The organism is Anabaena sp. FACHB-1391 (assembly GCF_014696755.1).
Taxonomy (GTDB): Bacteria; Cyanobacteriota; Cyanobacteriia; order Cyanobacteriales; family Nostocaceae; genus Dolichospermum; species Dolichospermum planctonicum.
In genome coordinates, this window is sequence record NZ_JACJQS010000026.1 from 37,267 (window position 1) to 58,146 (window position 20,880).

Below are 20,880 nucleotides of genomic sequence, written 5' to 3' on the forward strand. Positions count from 1 at the left end.
TTTGGTGGGGGTCTCCTGGAGGAGGTTTAGATGAATACTATTACATTGACTTGGATTGCTACCCCATTTTTTCTAGGATTCATCATTTTTATCGTTCCCAAACTCAACCGACATTTAACTCTGTGGGGAACTATTGCTTCTGCTGCTTATGGGTTGCAGTTATTTCTCAATCCATCACCAGTGACACTGAATTTACTAGACAGTTTCGGTATTAAATTAATAGCAGACGAGTTAAGCGCTTACTTTATTCTCACAAATGCTATAGTCACGGCTGCTGTTGCTCTCTACTGCTGGCGCAGTGATAAAACGGCTTTTTTCTATGCTCAGATGATTATTGTCCATGGTAGCCTCAATGCTGCCTTTGTCTGTGCAGATTTCATTAGTTTATATGTGGCTTTAGAGGTAAGTGGTATTGCGGCCTTTTTATTGATTGCTTATCCCCGTAGCGATCGCTCAATTTGGGTAGGTTTACGGTATCTATTTGTAAGTAATACTTCCATGTTGTTTTATCTAGTTGGTGCGGCGCTGGTTTATCAGACACATCATTCCTTTAGTTTTACAGGTTTAAAGGGATCACCACCGGAAGCACTAGCATTAATTTTTCTGGGATTATTAATCAAAGCTGGGATTTTTGTATCCGGTTTATGGTTACCTTTAACTCATTCTGAATCAGAAACACCAGTTTCCGCATTGATGTCAGGAATTGTTGTTAAAGCCAGTGTTTTACCTTTATTGCGTACTGCATTAGTTTCCGAAGAAATTGATATCATAGTCAGAATTTTCGGTGTAGGAACGGCTTTAATGGGTGTATCCTATGCTGTTTTGGAAAAAGATACTAAGCGAATGTTGGCCTTTCACACAATTTCCCAATTAGGCTTTATTCTCGCGGCACCAGTAGTAGGTGGATTTTATGCTCTTACCCATGGATTAGTCAAATCATCTTTATTTTTGATTGCGGGTTCTTTACCCAGTCGCAACTTTAAAGAATTGCAATATAAACCCATTCATACAACAATTTGGATAGCCTTAGTTATCGCTAGTTTATCAATTTCTGGTTTCCCTTTATTATCAGGTTTTGCTGCTAAGAGTTTAAGCATGAAAAATTTAGCATCTTGGCAATTTATAATTATGAATATTGCCGCAGTCGGTACAGCAATATCCTTTGCTAAATTTATTTTTTTACCCCACAGTCGAGAAGGAGAACAGAAAATCAAACCAGGTTTTTGGATATCAATAATATTTTTGATCACTGGTTTAATTGTTGCCAATATTGTCTATCCTCAAGCTTATAATACTGCTGATATTACAAAAGCACTTATAACCATTGCTGTGGGCTGGTTAGCCTATCATGTTATTTTCAAAAAGTTATCAATATCTTTACCTCGTGTATTTGAAGAATTTGAGCATTTGGTTGGTGTCATGAGTCTGACTTTAATTTTGCTATTTTGGATGGCTTTCCCATGATTGGACATCTCATATTAAGATTATCAATTTGGTTTTTACTCACTGCTAACGTGAGTTTAACAAATATTATCATTGGTGTCATTATTGCCTTACTTTTACCACGTGGTAAATCCTCACCAGAAAAATTAAAAGCTTGGTTAAAGGTGATAATTAAAATTATTATTACCATTCCATTGGCTTTTATGGAGGCATTTGAAATTATCCTGCGTCCCCATCATCAAGAAGAAATTATCATAGAGAAAGTCAAACTCAAAAGATCACCTTTATTGATTTTTGTGGATATATTTCTAATTACCTTCACACCCAAAACCATAGTTTTTAAATACCGTGAAGAAGGATGGTATGAGGTCCACCAAATTAAACCCGGCAGGTAACAATTATGAACTTAGAAATAGTCTTAATGGCAATGATTGTAGCTTTACTTATCCCCATTTATGAAGCTGGTAAAAGTGATGATACTTGGCAGAAAATGTTAGCTTTTGGTAGTATTTCCAGTAAAGTAGCAATCATGATTCTTGTAATTTCCGTTTTGCGAGATGATTGGATGATTGGTGTAGTCGCAGCGATTATTTTGAGTGTAGGAAATGCCGGATTAATGTTATTAGCACATATCCTAAGAAGATTGGGTGAAGTATGATCAACTTTCTGAGTTATAGCTGTATAGGTATAGGCATAGTTTTTTGGTTTTGGGGAACTTTTCATTTAGTTAGCAACAGATCAGTATTATTCAAATTACATGGACTTTCTGTTGCTGATACTTTAGGTTCAATGATTATTATCATCGGACTATTATTGAAAATACCCAGTGAATGGCCATTACTTATTCTGGGCATTATTTCCTTAGCAATTTGGAATACTATGCTGGGTTATGTATTAGCATATTGTTCAACACAAGAGGCAAAAAATGAATGATACTTATCTCTATTTGATCATTGCTTTATTACCCTTAACTGCGGGGATGTTAGTAACTCAAACTAACCCCTATCATGCTTTAGTGATTCGTGGGGTACTCGGTGCCATAGCCGCAATGGTAGATGCAGTTTTAGGAGCAGCAGATGTGGCTTTAACAGAAGCATTAATGGGAACAATGCTATCAATTACTCTCTATGCAATTGCAGTCCGTTCATCTTTAGTTTTGCGTCTTGGTGTCATTGAAAATCAGTCAATAGAAAAAAATCAGGATAGCACTTTGCAACAACTTATCAACGAATTTCGCCAGATTTTTAACAAACATTACTTACGGCTAGAAATTGTTCCCTATAGCAATAACCAAAGTTTACAACAGGCATTAATAGAAAAGGAAATTCATGCTACTTGTGTGCGTTTGGAAGAAAGTCATCAAGGAGAAGAAACCTACCAAACTGCAATTCGAGTGCAACGTATCTATAACATTATAGAAAGTGAACTTTCATTACCAAAAACAATTTTAAAATATTTCCATGTTTGACATTTAGGGGAGCAGCATTTATGAAATTAGTCTACATTTTAGCGGGAATAGCTTTATTTGTGAAAATGCTGATCATGCCTAATTATGAACCGAATTTATCAGATATTTCCATTGTGGAAACAGTAGTTAAAGAAAGTGGTGTTCCCAATGCGGTATCAGGGATTATTTTCAGAAATCGGTTATATGATACAATCTTTGAAGTAATTGTTTTTACTATCGCCATTCTCGGAGCTAATTTTTTACTAGCCAATGACAAACCATCTTGCAGTATTTATCAATTCAAAGATCAACCATCAATAATATTAGCTCGTCTAGGGGCGACAATTGCGGCGTTAGTGGGTATTGAATTAGCAATTAGGGGACATTTGAGTCCTGGAGGCGGTTTTGCAGCTGGTGTCGCTGGTGGTACAGCCATTGGACTCATAGCAATTACTTCATCATATCAGTGGATGCAGGATATTTATCACCGTTGGCACGCTGCTACTTGGGAAAAGGTTTCGGTATTGGTTTTTATTGTTTTAGCAGTGATAACTTTATCGGGGCTAGAATTACCCCACGGTGAGTTAGGGGCCTTATTTAGTGGTGGAATTTTACCGATATTAAACATCCTAGTTGCTGTTAAGGTAGCATTAGGTTCTTGGGCTGTGGTTTTGATTTTTATTCGTTATCGCGGTTTGTTATGAATTGAGGAAAGGTTCAGGAAAGGTAATTGGTAATAAAACTCTTACCTGTTACCTAGTTCCCGTCCTCATCACTTTGAGACTTCAGTTTTTTCCCTTTCTTCTGGGACTAATTCAACAACGGTACGCTTGGAAAATCCCCAAGCTAAGATCACACCAATAACAGTTACTACCAGCCATTGTGGTGGGACTAAATCATCATTGATGACTTTTAACAGCAACCGTAAACCCACAAATGCGACAGTAATATAACCCGCGTCTTCTAAATTTTCATATTCATCTAACCAGCGGATAAATAATCCAGCCATGAATCTTAGGGTGAAAATACCAATGGTTGTACCGGTGATTACTAACCATGTTTCTTGAGAAACTGCGATCGCTGTTGTGACACTATCCAAGGAAAAAGCTAAATCTGTCAAGGCAATTACGGGTATAGCTTGCCACAGTGATTTAAACCGTGGACCGTGATGATGATTGGACTCGTCTTCCTGAGAACTAAAGTGTTGAAATACTAACCATAAGAGATAACCAGCACCCAAAAGTTCAAATTGCCAAAATTTTTGTACCCAAGTCGCTGTTAACAGCAGGGTAATTCTTAAAATATAAGCGAATACTAAGCCAATGTTGAGGGCTTGACCTTCTCGTTTTTTGTCTTCTAGTCCTTGGGCGATCGCAGCGAGGGCGATCGCATTATCAGCGGATAGTACCGCTTCTAAAAATACTAAAATCAAGAGAACAATTGAGGCTTCAACGCTGAAGTGAAAGTTTAGGTAATTAAATATTTTGTCTAACATTTTTCACAAGAGGGGGACAATTAAAAATTAATAGGAGATTTTTACTGTAGAACGCACATTGACACTCTAAATTACCTCCTTGTTGTTTACGCAATATGTTTATTATATATCAGAATGTCAAAGCCGATAAAATAGTTAGTATTGCTGATAGGTTTTTATCCCTTGCTTAAAAGACCCTAGGGTACATTCAAAATATGCTAAATCAAAACCAAACCCCGCTCATAGAGGCCTTAAAAGCCTGTAAAAACCGTTATCATGCACCATTTTACACTCCAGGACATAAACGCGGCCAGGGTATTTCCCCACTTTTAAGCGATTTATTAGGTAAAGATGTCTTTCATGCTGACTTAACAGAATTGGCAGAATTAGATAATTTATTTACACCCCAAAGCGTAATTTTAGCAGCACAAGAATTAGCAGCAGAGGCTTTTGGGGCTGAGAAAACATGGTTTTTAGTTAATGGTTCTAGCTGCGGAATTGCAGCTGCAATTCTTGCTAATTGTAGAATGGGAGAAAAAATAATTCTCCCGCGCAATGTTCATTCTTCAGTTATTTCTGGATTAATTCTTTCTGGTGCAATTCCTATTTTTATAAATCCTGAATATGATGAATATTTAGATATTACATATAGTATAACACCCGAATTAGTAAAAGCAGCATTAATAGAACATCCAGATACAAAAGCAGTATTGATAGTTTATCCAACTTATAATGGTGTTTGTGGAGATTTAAAGGCGATTTCACACTTAACTAATCAATATAATATTCCTTTAATTGTAGACGAAGCCCATGGCGCACATTTTCATTTTCATCCACAATTACCCACCTCAGCTTTAACCGCAGGTGCAGATTTAACTATACAATCAATTCATAAAACATTGGGGGCAATGACACAGGCATCAATGTTACATATTCAAGGAAATAGAATTGATATTGATAGAATTAATAAAGCCTTACAATTAGTTCAATCTACCAGCCCTAGTTTTATACTTTTAGCTTCTTTAGATGCTGCACGTCATCAAATGGCAATACATGGAAAAAAATTGATGTCTCAAACTTGGGAATTAGCGCAAGAAGCAATAATTAAAATTAATCAAATTCCTGGTTTATCTACTCCTTTAATTAATAGCGGAAAATCACAAAAATTTCTAGATTTAGATCAAACTAGATTAACTGTAAATGTTAGTGAAATAGGATTTACAGGCTTTGCGGCTGAAGAAATTTTAGATAAAAAATTCGATGTTACTCCAGAATTTTCATCTTGGCAAAATCTCACATTTATTATTAGCTTAGGAAACACAAAAGCAGATATTCAAAACCTAATTCAGGGATTAAATAATCTTAGCCATGTCACCCCCTTGACATCTGAGTGTCAACCGTGTAAGAATAGAAACGATGCTATAATAGGTCATGATCTGTCCATTTCTCCTCGTGAGGCCTTTTTTGCTAATAGCGAAGTATTACCTGTAGAGGAAACCCAAGATAGAATTTGTGCAGAAATTATTTGTCCTTATCCTCCAGGAATTCCTGTATTAATGCCGGGGGAAATAATTACAAAATCAGCATTGGCATATTTACAGGAAATTCAAAATATGGGTGGTTTTATTAGTGGTTGTGCCGATGAAACTTTACAAACTCTAAAAGTTGTGAAATAATATACAGCAGTTATCCGTTTATGAAGTACAGATATTAATAATAAAACTCTTGTGGTGCGGGCATACTTCGACCAATCTCAGTACAAGTCTTGCCCGCACAAGGTGTACCTCACTCAAGCTGAACTTGCTGTAAGATAGTTTTTTTACATCATAACCCCTGCTCTCTTGCGGGGATATTATACTTTACTCAACCAAGAACCGCTATAATACAGAATTGGCTTTTAAAACATTGAACTCAGAAGGATATGTCACCCCACGTTAATGAGACCTGATCTTTATTCTTTATATTTATGCTATAGTTGCAGGTATTTCTTCCTCAATTTCATAACCATGAGTTAGATTTTCCTTAGCTCTATCAATCAAATCTAAACCTTGTTGTACAGTTTCCATTAAACTTAATTTACCCCGTAAGTCAGCAGCACCAGCAAAACCTTTAGCATACCAAGTCATGTGTTTACGCGCTTGACGGACTCCCCTATCTCCCTTGTATTCCCATAAAGCAAAAAGATGTTCTCGCGCACATTCTAAACGTTGAATGGGGTTAGGTGGTGGTAATAATTCTCCTGTTTTTAAGAAATGATCAACTTCACCAACTAAAAAGGGATAACCTAAAGTTCCACGAGAACACATTACCCCATCTGCGCCAGTTTGTTCTAAACATTTTACCGCAGCTTCCACAGAAAAAATATCTCCATTACCAATCACAGGAATTGACAGGACTTCTTTAACTTTAGCTATCCATTCCCACCGCGCATTACCATTATAACCCTGAGCGCGAGTGCGTCCATGGACAGTAATCATTTTTGCTCCCGCGTCTTCCATGCGTTTAGCAAAATCTAAAATAGTAATTTCATGATCATTCCAACCAATACGAGTTTTCACAGTTACAGGAACATCTACCGCTTTCACAACTTCCCGCACAATTGCCTCTGCAATTTCCGGTTGACGTAATAAAGAAGAACCACCACCATTTTTAGTAATTTTATTAACTGGACATCCCATGTTAATATCAACAGTATCTGCACCTTCCGCAACCGCTTTTATTGCTGCCTCCGCTAGAAAATCGGGACGACAATCAAATAATTGAATACTAATAGGTCTTTCTTGAGGATCTACCTCCATAATTTTTGGTAATTGGTTAACATAGTGTAAACCCGTTGCATTGACCATTTCTGTATACATCATAGATTCTGGTGCATAACGACGTACTAAACGACGAAAGACCAAATCCGTCACCCCCGACAATGGAGACTGTAAAACACGGCTTTTAACCGCAAATGATCCAATTTTGAGAGGTGTAGAAAGTCTAGCTTGAAGTTCAGGAGAAAGAGAAATCATGGTTAAAATTAAAAATAGAATCGTTAAGGGAATTGAGGACTAAGGAAAGGTAGTTAATCAAAGGGTAGATGATTAAACCAGTAAATCCTAATGGACATAAAATAAAATGACTATAAAAAACAATCAAAATCAAGATCGTCTTCTTGTTTCTTATCTTCTGTGTGGAGCAGGTTTTTTTGGTATAGGAGGCTTACATCGCTTATATAATGGCAAAATCGGTACTGGTTTATTATGGCTATGTACTGGTGGTTTATTTTATATTGGACAACTTGTTGATTTAGTGATCATACCGAATATGGTTGACGAATATGAGCAAAAATTGCGGTTAAAAGCAGGTGTATCATCTGCGGGTATACCCATGAATGAGCGGATATTTATATCACAAGTTCACCAACCAAATGGTAAACCACTCATTGTCAAACTCATAGAAGCAGCAGAGGCTAATGGTGGTAGTTTAACAGTAACTCAAGGTGTTAAGGCCACAGGAGCTAGTCTTATAGAAGTAGAAACCATGCTCAAAGAAATGCTACAATCAAATCATGTGAGAATAGGCAACAACCCTATTTCTGGAGTTGTGACTTATTACTTTGATGAATTGTAAAGTTGCGAACCGCTATGATTTATCATTTCCGAACTTTTGTACTTCATTAGACTAGGAAATGCTATATATTCTTCTGTTAAATTATCTAAAAATAGGTAACGACTCCATTTCTGAAGTCGTGACTTATGATTACGTTAACTAATTTCTACCTAGCCATTTTTGACCGTTCAAACGATATACTAACCGAGATACTAACAAATCTAGGGTGATTTTCCGCTCGTCAATTAAAAACGATTCTAGGGTACTCGGTTTTTTACCTTCATTACAGGAAAAACCCTTTTTACCTTGAATATTCTCTTCGGGGAAATATACATTAAACTGGCGTTGTCCCCCTTGCCAGGAACCGATAACTTGCCAACATTCTTCCGCTGAGGTAAAACCAATTATGGAATACTTCTGCTTGGCAAAAGTCAGTTTTACATCTGGCACACCTTCTTTAGTAATTGCTGCTTGCAGTGCCGGGAGATAATGTTGCTGCATAAACTCTTCAAAAGGTTTATCTTCCAAAGCTGGGGGTTTTTCCTTTTTGGCAGCTTTGGCGGCGGTTTTTTCGCTTTCTGCTGGAGTTTGTGTGGTTTCTTCTGCCATTGCTCGTTTTGGGGTAGTCAGTTATTTTTATTTTGACATACCAGAGCCATGAATTTGGGAATTTTATTCATTTACTGTTGAAGCAGAGCCTCTGGACTGCATTCCCAGTCGGAGACTGGGAACGAGATAAGGAGATATGACTAAAACTTTATACTTTAAATATTTATATATGCTTCAACCACCCGCAACAGCAGGAACAATACTCACCTCGTCACCATCCTTTAGGGTTGTTTCTGCACCTTCTAAAAAGCGAATATCTTCGCTGTTAACATAGACATTCAAAAACCGTCTGAGTTTGCCTTGATCATCACACAAACGCGATTTAATACCAGGACAGCTTACTTCTAAGGAATCTAATAAGCCAGAAATATTACTAGCACTACATTCTAATACGGACTTATTTTCTGTAAACTGTTGCAAAGCGGTGGGAACTAAAACTGTTACGGCCATTGTTTAAACGTTAATTGTGAGTGAGTAAGCTAAATAGGCGGTTATAAACCGCGACAGGTAAAAACCTGAATTTTTGTTGAGTCCACGGAGGTGGACTTTATTTGTATAACTACGGTTTCTAACCGCTAAAGCTTCTAAACTAGGACTTGTTGCCATTCTAAACGGTCAAGGGTCCGGGATCTTTCTAACGCCCGCTCAAAACTGTCTAGTTTGGCCTCAATTGTCAAAGGTTCGCCAATATAGCCTTGAATTGCTTCCTGGGTTTTCAACCCATTACCAGTGATATAAACTACTGTGGTTTCATCTGGATTGATTTTGCCGGCTTCTACTAATTTTTTCAGAACAGCAATGGTTGTACCCCCTGCGGTTTCTGTAAAGATGCCTTCGGTTTCTGCTAATAATTTAATACCTTCGATAATTTCCGCATCATTAACTGATTCAATATTACCGTTGGTTTTTTGAGCTATTTCTACAGCATATACCCCATCTGCGGGGTTGCCAATAGCGATTGATTTAGCAATTGTATTCGGTTTAACTGGTTTAATAAAGTCTTTACCTTCTTTAAAGGCTGTCGCAATGGGAGAACAACCTTCTGCTTGAGCGCCACTGAACCGGACAGCTTTATTTTCTACTAAACCAACTTCTACAAATTCTTGGAAACCTTTATAAATTTTAGTAAATAGAGAACCGGAAGCCAATGGTGCAACTATATGATCTGGTAATTCCCAACCTAGTTGTTCTGCAACTTCAAAGCCCAAGGTTTTAGAGCCTTCAGAATAGTAAGGACGGAGGTTAATATTCACAAAACCCCAACCATGGGTATTCGCAACTTCTGAACAAAGGCGATTAACTTGATCATAATTGCCTTTGACTGCCATTAGGGTAGGACTATAAATTAAACTACCGATAATTTTACCAGCCTCTAAGTCAGAAGGAATGAATACACAACAATCTAAACCGGCATGAGCGGCGATCGCTGCGGTAGAATTTGCTAAGTTACCTGTACTAGCACAAGAAACAGTTGTAAAACCTAATTCTCTCGCTCTACTGAGGGCAACGGATACCACCCGATCCTTAAAACTCAGGGTGGGCATATTCACGGCATCATTTTTAATATAAAGCTTATTTAGACCCAGGCGACGGGCAAGACGGTGAGAACGCACCAAGGGAGTCATCCCTGTACCGACATCTATATAATTATCTGTAGCAACGGGCAAAAAGTGACGGTAGCGCCAAATTGAGTTGGGACCTGCTTCAATAGTTTCTCGACTAACTAAGCTTTTAAGAACATTGTAATCATATTTGACTTCTAGTGGACCAAAACACAATTCACATACATGAGTAGCTTTAAGCTCGTATTCTGCGCCACATTCTTTACACTTCAATGCTTTGAGTATGGAAGTGTTTGCTTGGTTGAGGTTTGTAATCGCCTGAGTCATAATTTACCTTTCCCTGGATATCCGTCAACTTTGAAATCATAGTAGCACGAGACAAAATCACCGTCAAACATACCCGACAAAAATTATCGGGTTTGGTTACTCAACCGCAGCAATTACCAAAAAAATCACCAAAGTAGGGGTAATTCATGAATTACCCTTGGGAAAGAATCAGGTTTAGGGGTATGCACTTTAGTGAGATATTGTTAGTAACAGGTTATCTAGTTCCCCTGCTTGGGGTTTTATGCCAACCAACAGGTAACTTGCTGTGTGTAAACAGTTTGGACTACAGAATTTAGTATAAAATACTATCAGATAAAAGCTAGTAATGGGGGGTAAATACTGATTTATAGATTTTTGGTGAAAAAATACTAAAAATCATTTACATCCTGGAATTAATGCCATATATTATTTATCAATACAATCTAAAAACCAAATAAATCCTAGCAGTCAAAGGGCTTGAGTGCTAATGTCTGAGGTAATCTTGAAACTGATGTAGTTGGCAGAAATTCTACTTTTTCTAGATGAAGTTAGCGGACTTTTCCGCAATAGTTTTTGCCAAAAACAGAGGTTTATCGGCAATTGATAACTTTGGAGGACGAGAATGATTAAATACAGTTTCAATTTGATAGGGGTATCTCCTGTTTGGCATTTTTTTAATCACCAACAACAGAGTTTAGTAAAACCACAACATCAAGGGATAGAATATCTAGGAACTCATACTTGTACTTTAGATGCGTTCCTGGAATCTATAGAACCAATTCCTGTAAAATGGGGTTGGAATTTAGATCAAGTAGTAGATACGGTAATTGAGTTTTGGATGAATAATGCTGAGAGTATTAACTATTGGAAATCTCGTTTACAAGATGCCGGACATGATAGTTTACTCGTAGCTAGAGTAGCAGATATGAACTATTTGCCTGGGGAATTGGAATCACTACTAGAGAAAAATTTGTAACTCTTAATTACTACCAATAGAATAGCAGGAAACAGGGAACAGAGTATTTTTTTGTTTACCTGGCAACTGCTATGTCATTTTCTAATGCTTTGAGAATTTTTAAATACAATTCTTCTACTTTTTGCGCTGCTAATTTACCACTAGCAGCATAGTGATCTAACCCGGGAGAACCATTTACTTCAATTAGCGTATAATCTGTCATTGGCATAGTAATATCATGGGTAAGTATATCTATTCCTGCTAATCTTAATCCTATATCTTTAGTAATATTAATTGCTAATTTTTGAAAGTCTGGATGAATAGTTTCCGAAAAATCTACAGCCTCACCTCCACTAGATAAATTAGCATTATCTAAAAGATAAACAATCTGATCATTAGGAATCACGCTATCCCAATTAAGATTTTGCGTTTTTAATTTTTTATCAATGCGGAAATCATCAACTTTAATACCGTTTTTTCTGCCGAGGCTAATAAATTTTTCCTGCTTTTGTTGTAGCAACTCTAAAACATTAGATATACCATTACCGACAACAAATAAGGGAATCCTTTGATAGGCAACAATCACTTCATTATCTAAAACAACAATTCTATAGTCATTACCAATATAAAATTTTTCTACAATCAATCCTGATTTAATTTGGAATATTTTATCAGCTACATCATAATATTCTGTCTGATTATATACTTTAGTAACTAATATTCCCTGACTAAGATTGAGAGGTTTAACAATTACAGGAAATCCCATGGACTCTGCATAATTAAATCCATCATCAATATTTCTGAGATTTGCTAATTTAGCGCATAATTTATCATTAAAAAAAGTTTTTCCCTCTGTAACTTTATATCCAAACTGCTTCAGAAAAAAATTACTATATGCTTTATCTTTAACTAACTCAGCTGCCCCAAAACCATTAATATCTAATTTGCTATGACTAAAAACTGACTTTTTGCCGTTTTTAAATGTAATATGTCCGACTAATTCATATTCTGGTTCAACTAAAACTATAGCCCCTATTTCCAATGCTACTTTTTTGATAATTGATGTAATTGACATTTTTATTTTTCCAGACTATCTCAGATTATACGGAAAAAGTATAGCAACATTCGTAAATATTTGACAATCTAAAATCTCAAATAGTTGAAAATTGGTATAGCTTATAACCATGCAATCAATACTTATGGAAGTTTAAATACTAATTAAATCAGTATTTACTTCTTAGCAGCAAATAAAAGTAAATTTTGTTAAAAAATAAGTTGTTGCATCACGTATTGACAATTTTGAAAATATGTAATACCAAGGTGGCATCATCAATAAAAAGCGATGGTACATTCTTGGTTAAGACACAAAGTAACGCCCTTCACTCAAGTTCATACGCATAAAATAATCATGCCACAAAATACGGATTACAAAAACACCACTTCAGAACATCAAGCCATAGCTTACAGAAAAAGGCTGAATGGCTGGGCTATAGCCCGTGTCGTTACCGAACAGGAAAAAGTAATTGTTGCCAGATTCCGTAGTCGTTCAGATGCAGAAGGTTATATTCAGCACATACGCCAGTTAATTCTTGATGCTGATTTTGAGCTTTTCTTTGATTGTCAACGTGAAGAAGCTGTAATATAAATTCACTCAGTCCAGAGGTAAGAGGAACAGGTTTTCTTTTGGATTTTGAATTGTTTTGTCCTCTTATACCTTCAAGTGCCAATTTATGGGTCAGTTAGCAGCCCATTGTGTTTGAGTAAAGCCTTGGTACTGGGTTCTCGTCCCCGGAAGGTTTTAAAGACATCCATGGGATGCTGACTGCCACCTAATGCTAAAATTGTATCTCGATAGCGTCTACCAATATCATGAATTGCGGCCTCATCTTCCAAACCCGCTTCTTCAAAAGCAGCAAAAGCATCAGCACTAAGCACCTCAGCCCACTTATAGCTATAGTAACCCGCTGCATAACCACCTTCAAAAATATGACCGAAGGCACACAAAAACCCATCCTCTGGTAATGGTGGTAACACAGTTGTCAACTTAGCAATCCGATGTTGCACATCTGTGACAGTTTCTTGACCCTGGGGACAATAGCGGTGATGTAATTCCAAATCCACACTGCTGAAATATATCTGTCGCAACATAGCTGAACCACTCATGTAATTACGTGCCGCCAACAACTTTTGGTAATAATGTTCTGGTAATGGTTCACCTGTTTGATAATGTTTGGCCATACCCAATAAGGTCTGGCGGTCATAACACCAATTTTCCATAAATTGGCTTGGTAATTCTACTGCATCCCATTCAACATTATTAATACCTGCTGCCCCCAGATAATTTACCTTAGTCAGCATATGATGTAAACCATGTCCAAATTCATGAAATAATGTCTCAACTTCATCAAAAGCCATTAAACTAGGATTACCATCCACAGGGGGAGTTTGGTTACAAATCAAATAAGCGACAGGGAGACGGATAGTAGTTACAGCATTCTCTTTGATTTGTTTGCGGTGAATACAAGCATCCATCCAAGCACCACCACGTTTTTCAGCGGGACGACTGTAAGCATCTAAGTAAAAATAGGCAATGGTTTCACCATATTGATCAGCAATTTGGAAATAACGGACATCCTCATGCCATACTGGTGCTTGGCCGTCAGCAGAAGTTACCGTGACACCAAAAAGCCTTTTTACCAGCCCAAATAAACCATCTAGGACTTGAGGGAGGGGAAAATAGGGGCGTAACTCTTCAGCCGTAAAGGCAAATTTTTCCTCCTGTTGACGTTCAGCCCAAAAACTAATATCCCAGTGTTGCAAATTTTCTGCTTCTGCTGCTTTTTTATTCTTTGCAAAAGCTTTAAGTTTATCTAAATCTTTAACAGCAGCATTATAACTAGCTTGACGGAGTTCTTCTAAAAGTTTTTCTACGGAGGGAACATCCTGAGCCATTTTACTAGCCAAACTGAGTTCAGCAAAGGTTTCAAAGCCAATTAATTGAGCTAGTTCCTTTCTTAACTCTAAAATGCGGGTAATTAAGGGGTTATTATCTAATTCTCCAGAAGATGCTCGGGTAATATAAGCCTTATAGACTTTTTCCCGCAAATCCCGTCTGGTACTATGCTGCATAAAGGGGAAATAACTGGGAAAATCTAAAGTAATATGCCAAGGGCCATGTTCTGGTGTGCCATTTTCCTCTCCAGCAGCACGAGCAGCTTGGGCTGCAAGACTTAACAAGCTGCTTGGTAAGCCGTCAATGTCATCCAAGGTGGTGAGGATTAAAATAAAGCCTTTAGTGGCATCTAGGATATGATTAGCAAACCTAGTGGCTAGTTCTGCTAATTCCATCTGAATAGCATTAAAACGCTCTCTGTCTTCACCTTCTAAGCCGACACCTGACAATTCTGCATCCCGAATAGCCGCTTTGATAATTCTCTGTTGGGCTAAATCTAAAGTTTCCCAGGTATGACTATTACGAATTGCTTTGAAAGCATTATAAATAGGTTTACTTTGACCCAGGATATTTATAAACTGAACTACTTGTGGCTGTACCTTTTCATAAGCACTACGTAGTTCTGGACTATTTTTAACACCCATTAAATGATTGAGTATTCCCCAACTCCAATTTAGTCTTTCTGTCAATTTTTCTAAAGGTTCTATTAAACCAGTCCAAGTAGGCTGTATATTTGCCTCTAGGATAGTTAACTGCTTTTCAAGTTCTGCTAACAGGTAAGAAAAAGCTGGTTCGACTTGCTCCGGTTTAATATCCGCAAATGCGGGTAAACCAGAGCTTTGAAGTAAAGGATTTTGAGAAATAGTAGCAGTTGCACGCATGGTAGTGAATTAATAGCCGAGGAGTTAAATGGGGACAAAAATTGATTTTTCTTGCTTTATATGCTGACTTAGCAAGCATAAAAGTCAGCCTTTTTAGGAATAAGCCCAAATGGATACGCATGACTTTTACCGCGCTATTTTTGGCTTGAAAACATCTTCCAGGTAATCTATGTGATATAATGAACACAAGTCAAAAACGTGACGATAAACTTTCCCTTTACTAAAATTGCAAAACCAACATTGTAGCAATTTTTTTGCAAGTAATTACTTTTATTTTCTCTAATTCTGTAGTCATAATTCACCATAATCAATTTGCATCTTGAGTACATAATATGCGATATCTGAGCAAAAAAAATCTCATAAAGCTTGCTACGTATAAGAAATCAGCTATATGTTTGAATATTATCGCAAAATATTCTCTCTTTTACCTGTTAAGAGTTCCCTGTTCCCTTTTACTGAATGGTAATTTACCATAATAAGTACCGAAGAGCCATCAATTTTAACGAGTGAATAAAGTTATGAAATTTTTGCTTTCTGTTTTACTAACACCTGCAATAGTATTATTGAGTTCTAGTCATGTATTAGCAGCAATTAGAACTCAAACAATCGAATATAAGCAAGGGAATACTTTATTAGAAGGATATCTTGCTTATGATGATGTCGTTAAAGTTAAGCGTCCTGGTGTGTTAGTGGTTCATGAATGGAATGGTTTACAGTCTTACATAAAAAAACGGACTCAACAGTTAGCTAAATTAGGATATGTAGCTTTTGCAGTAGATATTTATGGTAAAGGAATTAGACCAAAAAACCCAGAAGAATCAGCTAAACAAGCAAATATTTATCGTCAAGATCGCAAATTACTCCGCGCAAGAGCAAAAGCTGGGTTACAGGTTCTACAAAAGTATCCTTTAACAGATTCTCAACGTATTGCTGCTATTGGTTATTGCTTTGGTGGTGGTACAGTATTGGAATTAGCTCGAAGTGGTGTTAATATTGCGGGTGTAGTTAGTTTTCATGGTAATCTTGACACTCCCGATATTAATGATGTTAAAAATATCAAAGCTAAAGTATTAGTATTACATGGTGCTGATGATCCTTTTGTTCCAGAACAGCAAGTACAAGCTTTTGAAAAAGAAATGCGTCTAGGTAATGTTAACTGGCAGTTAATATTCTATGGTGGTGCGCTTCATTCTTTCACTAACCCAGAAGCCCAGAATAATCCCAAAGGTGCTATTTATAATGCAATTGCAGATCAGCGTTCTTGGCAAGCAATGAAGCAGTTTTTTGTAGAAATATTTGCTAAATAGCTAAATAATATAACAATAGTCAGAAAATATTTCCCTATTCCCTATTCCCTTAAAATCATGTCTAACCTACCACCCTTGAATACAGAAACAATTTGGGCAATCATTAATGATACAATTAATGATGCTACCGTAAACCAATTAGTATGGTATTACTTAGGTTATCGCTATGATACCACAACAGAAACCTATGATCATAGTCAAGTAGAGACGACATGGAGAGACGAATATCCCCAACCACCGGATTTTATAGATTCTCGGCCAGCAATTATGAAATTAACTCGTTCTATTCCTCCTGAAAATAAACAGCTACTTAAAGAAAAATTAGGTTTTAAAGGTTACAAAATTGGTGAATTTGGTCCGCGACAAACTCGCAGAGCCACCTCCGCAAATTGGTTATTAAGTTATATGTTAATCACCAGTGGGAAAATTGAGTAAAATTACTAAACAGCGTCTACCTTGAAAACCAATTTCTTGGTAATAATCTATACATAATTATCAAGCTTATAAATGTATCTATCTTCATCTGCGTTTATCTACGTTTATCTGTGGTTAATTACTTCTGATTTCGGTTTAGGTATTGAATTATCTTTTTGCAGCTAATGTTATGGAAATAACACAGACTTATATTGTATTTTTGAAAAAAGCTGTGTATATTAATATATATCAACCCTTGCACATAATAATCCTACCTGAATTTGTGCAACTTGTTTTTTGTTAACTAACTAATTTAGACTTAAAGAGAATAAAAAACAGTGTCACATAAGTTTTAGGATTGCTAACGTATAACACAAATCAAGAGATTTCTGCTATGATCCACAAATTAATTAACACTAACATTAAGAGTTCTCATGTTTTGCTAACTCCTAATGAAGTCAAAGAAAAATTACCTTTAACTAAAACCGCTGAAAATACAATTTTAAAATTCAGACAAGAAATAGAACATATTCTAGATTTCCAAGATAGACGAAAATTCATTGTTGTTGGTCCTTGTTCAATTCATGATCCTAAAGCAGCCATAGAATATGGGGAAAAATTACTAGATTTAGCGAAAAAAGTTGAGGATAAACTGCTATTAATTATGCGAGTTTATTTTGAAAAACCGAGAACTACCGTAGGTTGGAAAGGACTAATTAATGATCCGGAAATGGATGATTCTTTCAATGTAGAAAAGGGGATATTAATTGCTAGAAGTTTATTGTTAAAGTTGACAGAGTTAGGATTACCAACTGCCACGGAAGCACTTGATCCGATTATTCCTCAATATATCAGTGAATTGGTATCTTGGTCTGCAATTGGCGCGAGAACAACTGAATCACAAACACATCGAGAAATGGCTAGTGGTTTATCTATGCCGGTGGGTTTTAAAAATGGTACTGACGGGAATATTCAAGTAGCTGTAAATGCACTCAAATCAGCAAGAACGCCCCATAATTTTCTAGGTATTAATCAAAAGGGACAAGTGAGTGTATTTCAAACTAGGGGAAATGCTCATGGCCATGTAATTTTGCGTGGTGGAACTCAGCCTAATTTTGATGCAGAGAACATTAAATTAGTGGAAGAACAATTAAAAGCTGCTAAATTATCACCAAGAATAGTTGTTGATTGTAGTCATGGTAATACTAATAAAGATTACAGGTTACAATCGATGGTGTTTGAAAATATTATTCAGCAAATATTAGATGGTAATAGTTCCATTGTGGGAATGATGCTAGAATCGAATTTGTATGAAGGTAGTCAACCGATTACAGGAAATCGTGAAGATTTAAAATATGGTGTTTCCGTAACTGATAAATGTATTAATTGGGAAGAAACAGAAAGAATTATTTTGGCTGCTCACGCCAAATTGACTTAAATCTACAGCGGTTTTCATGTATTTATACCACAGATGAATGGAATAAATCTATTACCAATAGACATCTGGTGAGTATCAAATGTGGCTAACCTGAAACTATTATAGGGATAATTCATCAATTGTCCCTAGATTTTTTCTCACGCCATGTCTAGTAGTAGTACAAAATAAATTTCATATTCTAACAATAATGTTTACTGATAAATAAACAATAACGATTGTCATCTGTTAGTTTATAAGATAGTTTGTCGGCAATGGAGGACATTATTTGCAATCCCCGTCCTCGTTCTTGATCATTATCCTCTAATGCTGAAGTTATTTGCAATTGCTTTTCTAACTCAAAAGGTTCTCCCCAAGACCATATCCGAATTTCTATATCTTCTTCGAGTCTAATAACTTCTAATTCAATCGGAGTTTCTCTGGGCAATTTTTTGTGGGCGTGTTCTACAATATTAATAAATCCTTCTACTAGTAGTGTTTGTAATTCCCACCAAATTGTTTGATTATTAAATGGGGGCTGGTTGATTTGCTCCAGCCAGGATAAAACTTCACTTGTAGCATTAATATCTGTATCGGTTTTTAGGTAGATTTTATGATTCATTGGTCAATCCATAGAATATTTGACTATGAGTGTATTTTCAAAATGTGAAAAATGTAAATCCTTAGACAAGATTTAATGTAGAGTAATTAATAAGTAATTATTCAAACTGTTTAATGGTCAAAATGTTTAAAATCCTCGTCATTGATGATGATCCTATCTTACGAATGGTTTTGAAAAAAACGCTGAAAACCCAGGGCTATGATGTTACCATAGCGGCTAATGGCGAAGAGGGAATAATAGAAGCCAAAAAATTATGTCCCGCTCTCATTATCTGTGATTGGGTAATGTCTGGGATAGATGGTTTACAAGTGTGTCGTCAGATTAAGTCAGATCCCGAATTAGCTACAACTTTTTTTATTCTTCTGACTGCAAAAGGAGCTTCTTTAGGAGAGGAAGATGATCGTGTCAGAGGATTGGACGCAGGAGCAGATGAATTTATCTCTAAACCCATTGAGATGAATGAATTAAAAGCACGGGTAAGAGCAGGATTAAGGCTACATCAATTAAGTCGAGATTTGCAGCATCAAAAGCAAATTTTAGAGCAGTTAAATCAAGATTTACAGCATCAAAAGCAAGTTTTAGAAACTGAACTAGCTGAAGCTGCTGATTATGTGCGATCGCTGTTACCATTACCACTTGTAGGATATGTTACCATAGAATCTTTATTTGTACCTTCAGCACAGTTGGGTGGGGATTGTTTTGATTACTATTGGATTGATGATGAGCATTTGGCAATTTATCTATTAGATGTCTCTGGTCATGGTGTAGGATCGGCTTTGCTATCTGTATCTGTATTGAATATCTTGCGATCACAGTCTCTACCAAATACTAATTTTTGTCAACCAGCAGAAGTTCTCAAGGCGCTCAATGAAAGTTTTCAAATGAGTAAACATGGCAATAAATACTTTACCATTTTGTACTGTGTTTTTAATCGTGTTAATCATCAGCTAGTTTATGGCAATGCTGGACACCCACCAGCTGTAGTAATATTTGGAAATGATCCCTCCAGCATTAAGGTTATAAAACTAGAATCTCTAGATTTACCCATTGGCTTTTTACAAGATATCAGTTTTGAAACTGCTATTTTGGAAGTTGCAGAAAACAGCACTTTATATATTTTTAGTGATGGTGCTTACGAACTGCTGCAACCAGGGGGACAAATTTGGGGTTTCGACTCCTTCGTTAATTTATTGCTCACCCATAATCAGACAAATAACAATCATATTAATCAACTCTTACCTGAGATTATAAATATCAGCGGCAACGAAAATTTTGATGATGATTTGTCTTTACTACGAGTTAATTTTAGTGGCTGTCAAAATCCCTAAGATGTTAACTTTTATTAAGGGTGTTTGAAAAGTTTTCGGAGATTATAAATCCCTACTACACAAACAAAGACCACCTGGGTAGACTAAGAAAAAATTAAGGGTTTGAAACATATGTGTGCAACTAGACTTGTCTATTCATCCTGATAAGATTGGGAAAAACCGGATATGTACAAGTTTAGAATTGCTAAAACTTCACCTAGAGAATCAAACGATTAAGCATTTTCTAGTTCTAATACTTTGCTGTCAAACACTTCTCTATTACTTAATATGTTCAAAACTCGATTGATTTTCGTTAATTCAAATAACATTTTGACTTGATCATTAATCGAACATACAAATAGTTCTCCTTTAGCATTTCTAACACTTTGCATTGCTCCCACTAAAGCACCTAAACCAGAACTATCAATAAACGTCACCTTTGACATATCAATCAATAGCATATTAACTCCATTATTAATGATATCAGTAATTTGACGACGTAATTCATTACCGGAGGTGGCGTTTAAAATTCCTGATGGTTCAAAGACGTGAATTTTAGAAGTCATAAATTATCTTCCTTTCTGTGTTAGTT

Annotated in this window: 23 protein-coding genes; 14 read left to right on the plus strand and 9 right to left on the minus strand. The window is 36.3% G+C overall.

All coding sequences use genetic code 11. The features are described from left to right. The first annotated feature begins 30 nt into the window (after positions 1-30). From H6F62_RS13390 to H6F62_RS13415, 6 genes are read left to right on the plus strand one after another with little or no spacing between them, the layout of a single operon-like run. Complete coding sequence (locus H6F62_RS13390; RefSeq protein ID WP_137908712.1) at positions 31-1,464, plus strand: cation:proton antiporter; 1,434 nt, start codon at positions 31-33, stop codon at positions 1,462-1,464. Beyond that, positions 1,461-1,838 (plus strand): Na+/H+ antiporter subunit E, encoded by a 378-nt coding sequence (locus H6F62_RS13395; protein WP_190372251.1) that lies wholly within the window; start codon positions 1,461-1,463, stop codon positions 1,836-1,838. Before H6F62_RS13390 ends, H6F62_RS13395 begins: the two co-directional genes overlap by 4 nt. Positions 1,839-1,843: 5 nt before the next feature. Continuing rightward, a complete protein-coding gene (locus tag H6F62_RS13400; protein ID WP_137908710.1) occupies positions 1,844-2,101 on the plus strand; it encodes a hypothetical protein in 258 nt (85 codons plus the stop codon). Beyond that, on the plus strand, positions 2,098-2,376 hold the full coding sequence (locus tag H6F62_RS13405) for a monovalent cation/H(+) antiporter subunit G (protein ID WP_137908709.1): 279 nt from the start codon (positions 2,098-2,100) through the stop codon (positions 2,374-2,376). The genes H6F62_RS13400 and H6F62_RS13405 overlap by 4 nt, the downstream gene beginning before the upstream one ends. Further along, positions 2,369-2,911, plus strand: a complete 543-nt coding sequence (locus tag H6F62_RS13410) for a DUF4040 domain-containing protein (RefSeq protein ID WP_190372252.1) — start codon at positions 2,369-2,371, stop codon at positions 2,909-2,911. The genes H6F62_RS13405 and H6F62_RS13410 overlap by 8 nt, the downstream gene beginning before the upstream one ends. A gap of 20 nt (positions 2,912-2,931) precedes the next feature. Beyond that, positions 2,932-3,594, plus strand: a complete 663-nt coding sequence (locus tag H6F62_RS13415; RefSeq protein ID WP_028082275.1) for a Na(+)/H(+) antiporter subunit B — start codon at positions 2,932-2,934, stop codon at positions 3,592-3,594. Positions 3,595-3,662: 68 nt separating this feature from the next. Here the strand turns inward: H6F62_RS13415 and H6F62_RS13420 are convergent, their stop codons facing one another. Continuing rightward, positions 3,663-4,385 (minus strand): TerC family protein, encoded by a 723-nt coding sequence (locus tag H6F62_RS13420; RefSeq protein ID WP_137908707.1) that lies wholly within the window; start codon positions 4,383-4,385, stop codon positions 3,663-3,665. A 194-nt stretch (positions 4,386-4,579) separates the two neighbouring features. On the opposite strand from H6F62_RS13420, the gene H6F62_RS13425 reads away from it, so the two are divergent. Beyond that, entirely contained in the window at positions 4,580-6,040 is a 1,461-nt protein-coding gene (locus H6F62_RS13425) for an aminotransferase class I/II-fold pyridoxal phosphate-dependent enzyme (protein WP_190372253.1), read from the plus strand. Positions 6,041-6,328: 288 nt separating this feature from the next. Here H6F62_RS13425 and dusB read toward each other — a convergent pair whose 3' ends face one another. Further along, positions 6,329-7,378 carry a tRNA dihydrouridine synthase DusB gene (gene dusB, locus H6F62_RS13430; RefSeq protein WP_137908705.1) on the minus strand — a complete coding sequence of 350 codons (1,050 nt, stop codon included), beginning with the start codon at positions 7,376-7,378 and terminating at the stop codon, positions 6,329-6,331. A 106-nt stretch (positions 7,379-7,484) separates the two neighbouring features. Between dusB and H6F62_RS13435 the strand changes: the two genes are divergently transcribed. Then, entirely contained in the window at positions 7,485-7,979 is a 495-nt protein-coding gene (locus H6F62_RS13435; RefSeq protein ID WP_137908704.1) for a TM2 domain-containing protein, read from the plus strand. A 138-nt stretch (positions 7,980-8,117) separates the two neighbouring features. Here the strand turns inward: H6F62_RS13435 and H6F62_RS13440 are convergent, their stop codons facing one another. The 3 genes from H6F62_RS13440 to thrC all read right to left on the minus strand — a co-directional run bounded on the left by H6F62_RS13440 (position 8,118) and on the right by thrC (position 10,456). Beyond that, complete coding sequence (locus H6F62_RS13440) at positions 8,118-8,567, minus strand: DUF2996 domain-containing protein (RefSeq protein ID WP_028082280.1); 450 nt, start codon at positions 8,565-8,567, stop codon at positions 8,118-8,120. 174 nt (positions 8,568-8,741) lie between these two features. Next, positions 8,742-9,017 (minus strand): MoaD/ThiS family protein, encoded by a 276-nt coding sequence (locus H6F62_RS13445; protein ID WP_137908703.1) that lies wholly within the window; start codon positions 9,015-9,017, stop codon positions 8,742-8,744. Positions 9,018-9,151: 134 nt separating this feature from the next. Continuing rightward, on the minus strand, positions 9,152-10,456 hold the full coding sequence (gene thrC / locus H6F62_RS13450) for a threonine synthase (RefSeq protein WP_028082282.1): 1,305 nt from the start codon (positions 10,454-10,456) through the stop codon (positions 9,152-9,154). A gap of 604 nt (positions 10,457-11,060) precedes the next feature. Between thrC and H6F62_RS13455 the strand changes: the two genes are divergently transcribed. Beyond that, the gene (locus tag H6F62_RS13455; RefSeq protein WP_190372257.1) at positions 11,061-11,411 is read left to right on the plus strand and encodes a hypothetical protein; all 351 of its coding nucleotides are present in this window, start codon (positions 11,061-11,063) and stop codon (positions 11,409-11,411) included. 55 nt (positions 11,412-11,466) lie between these two features. Here H6F62_RS13455 and H6F62_RS13460 read toward each other — a convergent pair whose 3' ends face one another. Continuing rightward, positions 11,467-12,465: a cyanophycin synthetase gene (locus tag H6F62_RS13460; RefSeq protein ID WP_137909495.1), complete on the minus strand. Its 999-nt coding sequence runs from the start codon at positions 12,463-12,465 to the stop codon at positions 11,467-11,469. A 333-nt stretch (positions 12,466-12,798) separates the two neighbouring features. On the opposite strand from H6F62_RS13460, the gene H6F62_RS13465 reads away from it, so the two are divergent. Beyond that, a complete protein-coding gene (locus H6F62_RS13465) occupies positions 12,799-13,035 on the plus strand; it encodes a hypothetical protein (protein WP_137909494.1) in 237 nt (78 codons plus the stop codon). Positions 13,036-13,118: 83 nt separating this feature from the next. Here the strand turns inward: H6F62_RS13465 and H6F62_RS13470 are convergent, their stop codons facing one another. Further along, positions 13,119-15,224, minus strand: coding sequence for a M3 family metallopeptidase (locus H6F62_RS13470; protein ID WP_137909493.1), 2,106 nt, complete (start codon positions 15,222-15,224; stop codon positions 13,119-13,121). A 518-nt stretch (positions 15,225-15,742) separates the two neighbouring features. Between H6F62_RS13470 and H6F62_RS13475 the strand changes: the two genes are divergently transcribed. The 3 genes from H6F62_RS13475 to H6F62_RS13485 all read left to right on the plus strand — a co-directional run bounded on the left by H6F62_RS13475 (position 15,743) and on the right by H6F62_RS13485 (position 18,383). Beyond that, positions 15,743-16,531 carry a dienelactone hydrolase family protein gene (locus tag H6F62_RS13475; protein ID WP_137909492.1) on the plus strand — a complete coding sequence of 263 codons (789 nt, stop codon included), beginning with the start codon at positions 15,743-15,745 and terminating at the stop codon, positions 16,529-16,531. Between the two features lie 57 nt (positions 16,532-16,588). Continuing rightward, positions 16,589-16,966, plus strand: coding sequence for a DUF1823 family protein (locus H6F62_RS13480; RefSeq protein WP_137909491.1), 378 nt, complete (start codon positions 16,589-16,591; stop codon positions 16,964-16,966). 373 nt (positions 16,967-17,339) lie between these two features. Then, on the plus strand, positions 17,340-18,383 hold the full coding sequence (locus H6F62_RS13485; protein ID WP_028091296.1) for a 3-deoxy-7-phosphoheptulonate synthase: 1,044 nt from the start codon (positions 17,340-17,342) through the stop codon (positions 18,381-18,383). Between the two features lie 178 nt (positions 18,384-18,561). On the opposite strand, the gene H6F62_RS13490 is transcribed toward H6F62_RS13485, so the two are convergent. Next, positions 18,562-18,981: an anti-sigma regulatory factor gene (locus H6F62_RS13490; protein ID WP_137909490.1), complete on the minus strand. Its 420-nt coding sequence runs from the start codon at positions 18,979-18,981 to the stop codon at positions 18,562-18,564. A gap of 122 nt (positions 18,982-19,103) precedes the next feature. Here H6F62_RS13490 and H6F62_RS13495 point away from each other — a divergent pair, with 122 nt between their 5' ends. Continuing rightward, complete coding sequence (locus H6F62_RS13495; protein ID WP_137909489.1) at positions 19,104-20,309, plus strand: SpoIIE family protein phosphatase; 1,206 nt, start codon at positions 19,104-19,106, stop codon at positions 20,307-20,309. 212 nt (positions 20,310-20,521) lie between these two features. Here H6F62_RS13495 and H6F62_RS13500 read toward each other — a convergent pair whose 3' ends face one another. Then, positions 20,522-20,854 (minus strand): STAS domain-containing protein, encoded by a 333-nt coding sequence (locus tag H6F62_RS13500; protein WP_137909488.1) that lies wholly within the window; start codon positions 20,852-20,854, stop codon positions 20,522-20,524. Positions 20,855-20,880: the final 26 nt, after the last annotated feature.

Coding starts and splice junctions, on each gene's coding strand:
- H6F62_RS13390 (WP_137908712.1), top strand. CDS start 31: ATGAATACTATTACATTGACTTGGATTGCTACCCCATTTTTTCTAGGA.
- H6F62_RS13395 (WP_190372251.1), top strand. CDS start 1,461: ATGATTGGACATCTCATATTAAGATTATCAATTTGGTTTTTACTCACT.
- H6F62_RS13400 (WP_137908710.1), top strand. CDS start 1,844: ATGAACTTAGAAATAGTCTTAATGGCAATGATTGTAGCTTTACTTATC.
- H6F62_RS13405 (WP_137908709.1), top strand. CDS start 2,098: ATGATCAACTTTCTGAGTTATAGCTGTATAGGTATAGGCATAGTTTTT.
- H6F62_RS13410 (WP_190372252.1), top strand. CDS start 2,369: ATGAATGATACTTATCTCTATTTGATCATTGCTTTATTACCCTTAACT.
- H6F62_RS13415 (WP_028082275.1), top strand. CDS start 2,932: ATGAAATTAGTCTACATTTTAGCGGGAATAGCTTTATTTGTGAAAATG.
- H6F62_RS13420 (WP_137908707.1), bottom strand. CDS start 4,385: ATGTTAGACAAAATATTTAATTACCTAAACTTTCACTTCAGCGTTGAA.
- H6F62_RS13425 (WP_190372253.1), top strand. CDS start 4,580: ATGCTAAATCAAAACCAAACCCCGCTCATAGAGGCCTTAAAAGCCTGT.
- dusB (WP_137908705.1), bottom strand. CDS start 7,378: ATGATTTCTCTTTCTCCTGAACTTCAAGCTAGACTTTCTACACCTCTC.
- H6F62_RS13435 (WP_137908704.1), top strand. CDS start 7,485: ATGACTATAAAAAACAATCAAAATCAAGATCGTCTTCTTGTTTCTTAT.
- H6F62_RS13440 (WP_028082280.1), bottom strand. CDS start 8,567: ATGGCAGAAGAAACCACACAAACTCCAGCAGAAAGCGAAAAAACCGCC.
- H6F62_RS13445 (WP_137908703.1), bottom strand. CDS start 9,017: ATGGCCGTAACAGTTTTAGTTCCCACCGCTTTGCAACAGTTTACAGAA.
- thrC (WP_028082282.1), bottom strand. CDS start 10,456: ATGACTCAGGCGATTACAAACCTCAACCAAGCAAACACTTCCATACTC.
- H6F62_RS13460 (WP_137909495.1), bottom strand. CDS start 12,465: ATGTCAATTACATCAATTATCAAAAAAGTAGCATTGGAAATAGGGGCT.
- H6F62_RS13465 (WP_137909494.1), top strand. CDS start 12,799: ATGCCACAAAATACGGATTACAAAAACACCACTTCAGAACATCAAGCC.
- H6F62_RS13470 (WP_137909493.1), bottom strand. CDS start 15,224: ATGCGTGCAACTGCTACTATTTCTCAAAATCCTTTACTTCAAAGCTCT.
- H6F62_RS13475 (WP_137909492.1), top strand. CDS start 15,743: ATGAAATTTTTGCTTTCTGTTTTACTAACACCTGCAATAGTATTATTG.
- H6F62_RS13480 (WP_137909491.1), top strand. CDS start 16,589: ATGTCTAACCTACCACCCTTGAATACAGAAACAATTTGGGCAATCATT.
- H6F62_RS13485 (WP_028091296.1), top strand. CDS start 17,340: ATGATCCACAAATTAATTAACACTAACATTAAGAGTTCTCATGTTTTG.
- H6F62_RS13490 (WP_137909490.1), bottom strand. CDS start 18,981: ATGAATCATAAAATCTACCTAAAAACCGATACAGATATTAATGCTACA.
- H6F62_RS13495 (WP_137909489.1), top strand. CDS start 19,104: ATGTTTAAAATCCTCGTCATTGATGATGATCCTATCTTACGAATGGTT.
- H6F62_RS13500 (WP_137909488.1), bottom strand. CDS start 20,854: ATGACTTCTAAAATTCACGTCTTTGAACCATCAGGAATTTTAAACGCC.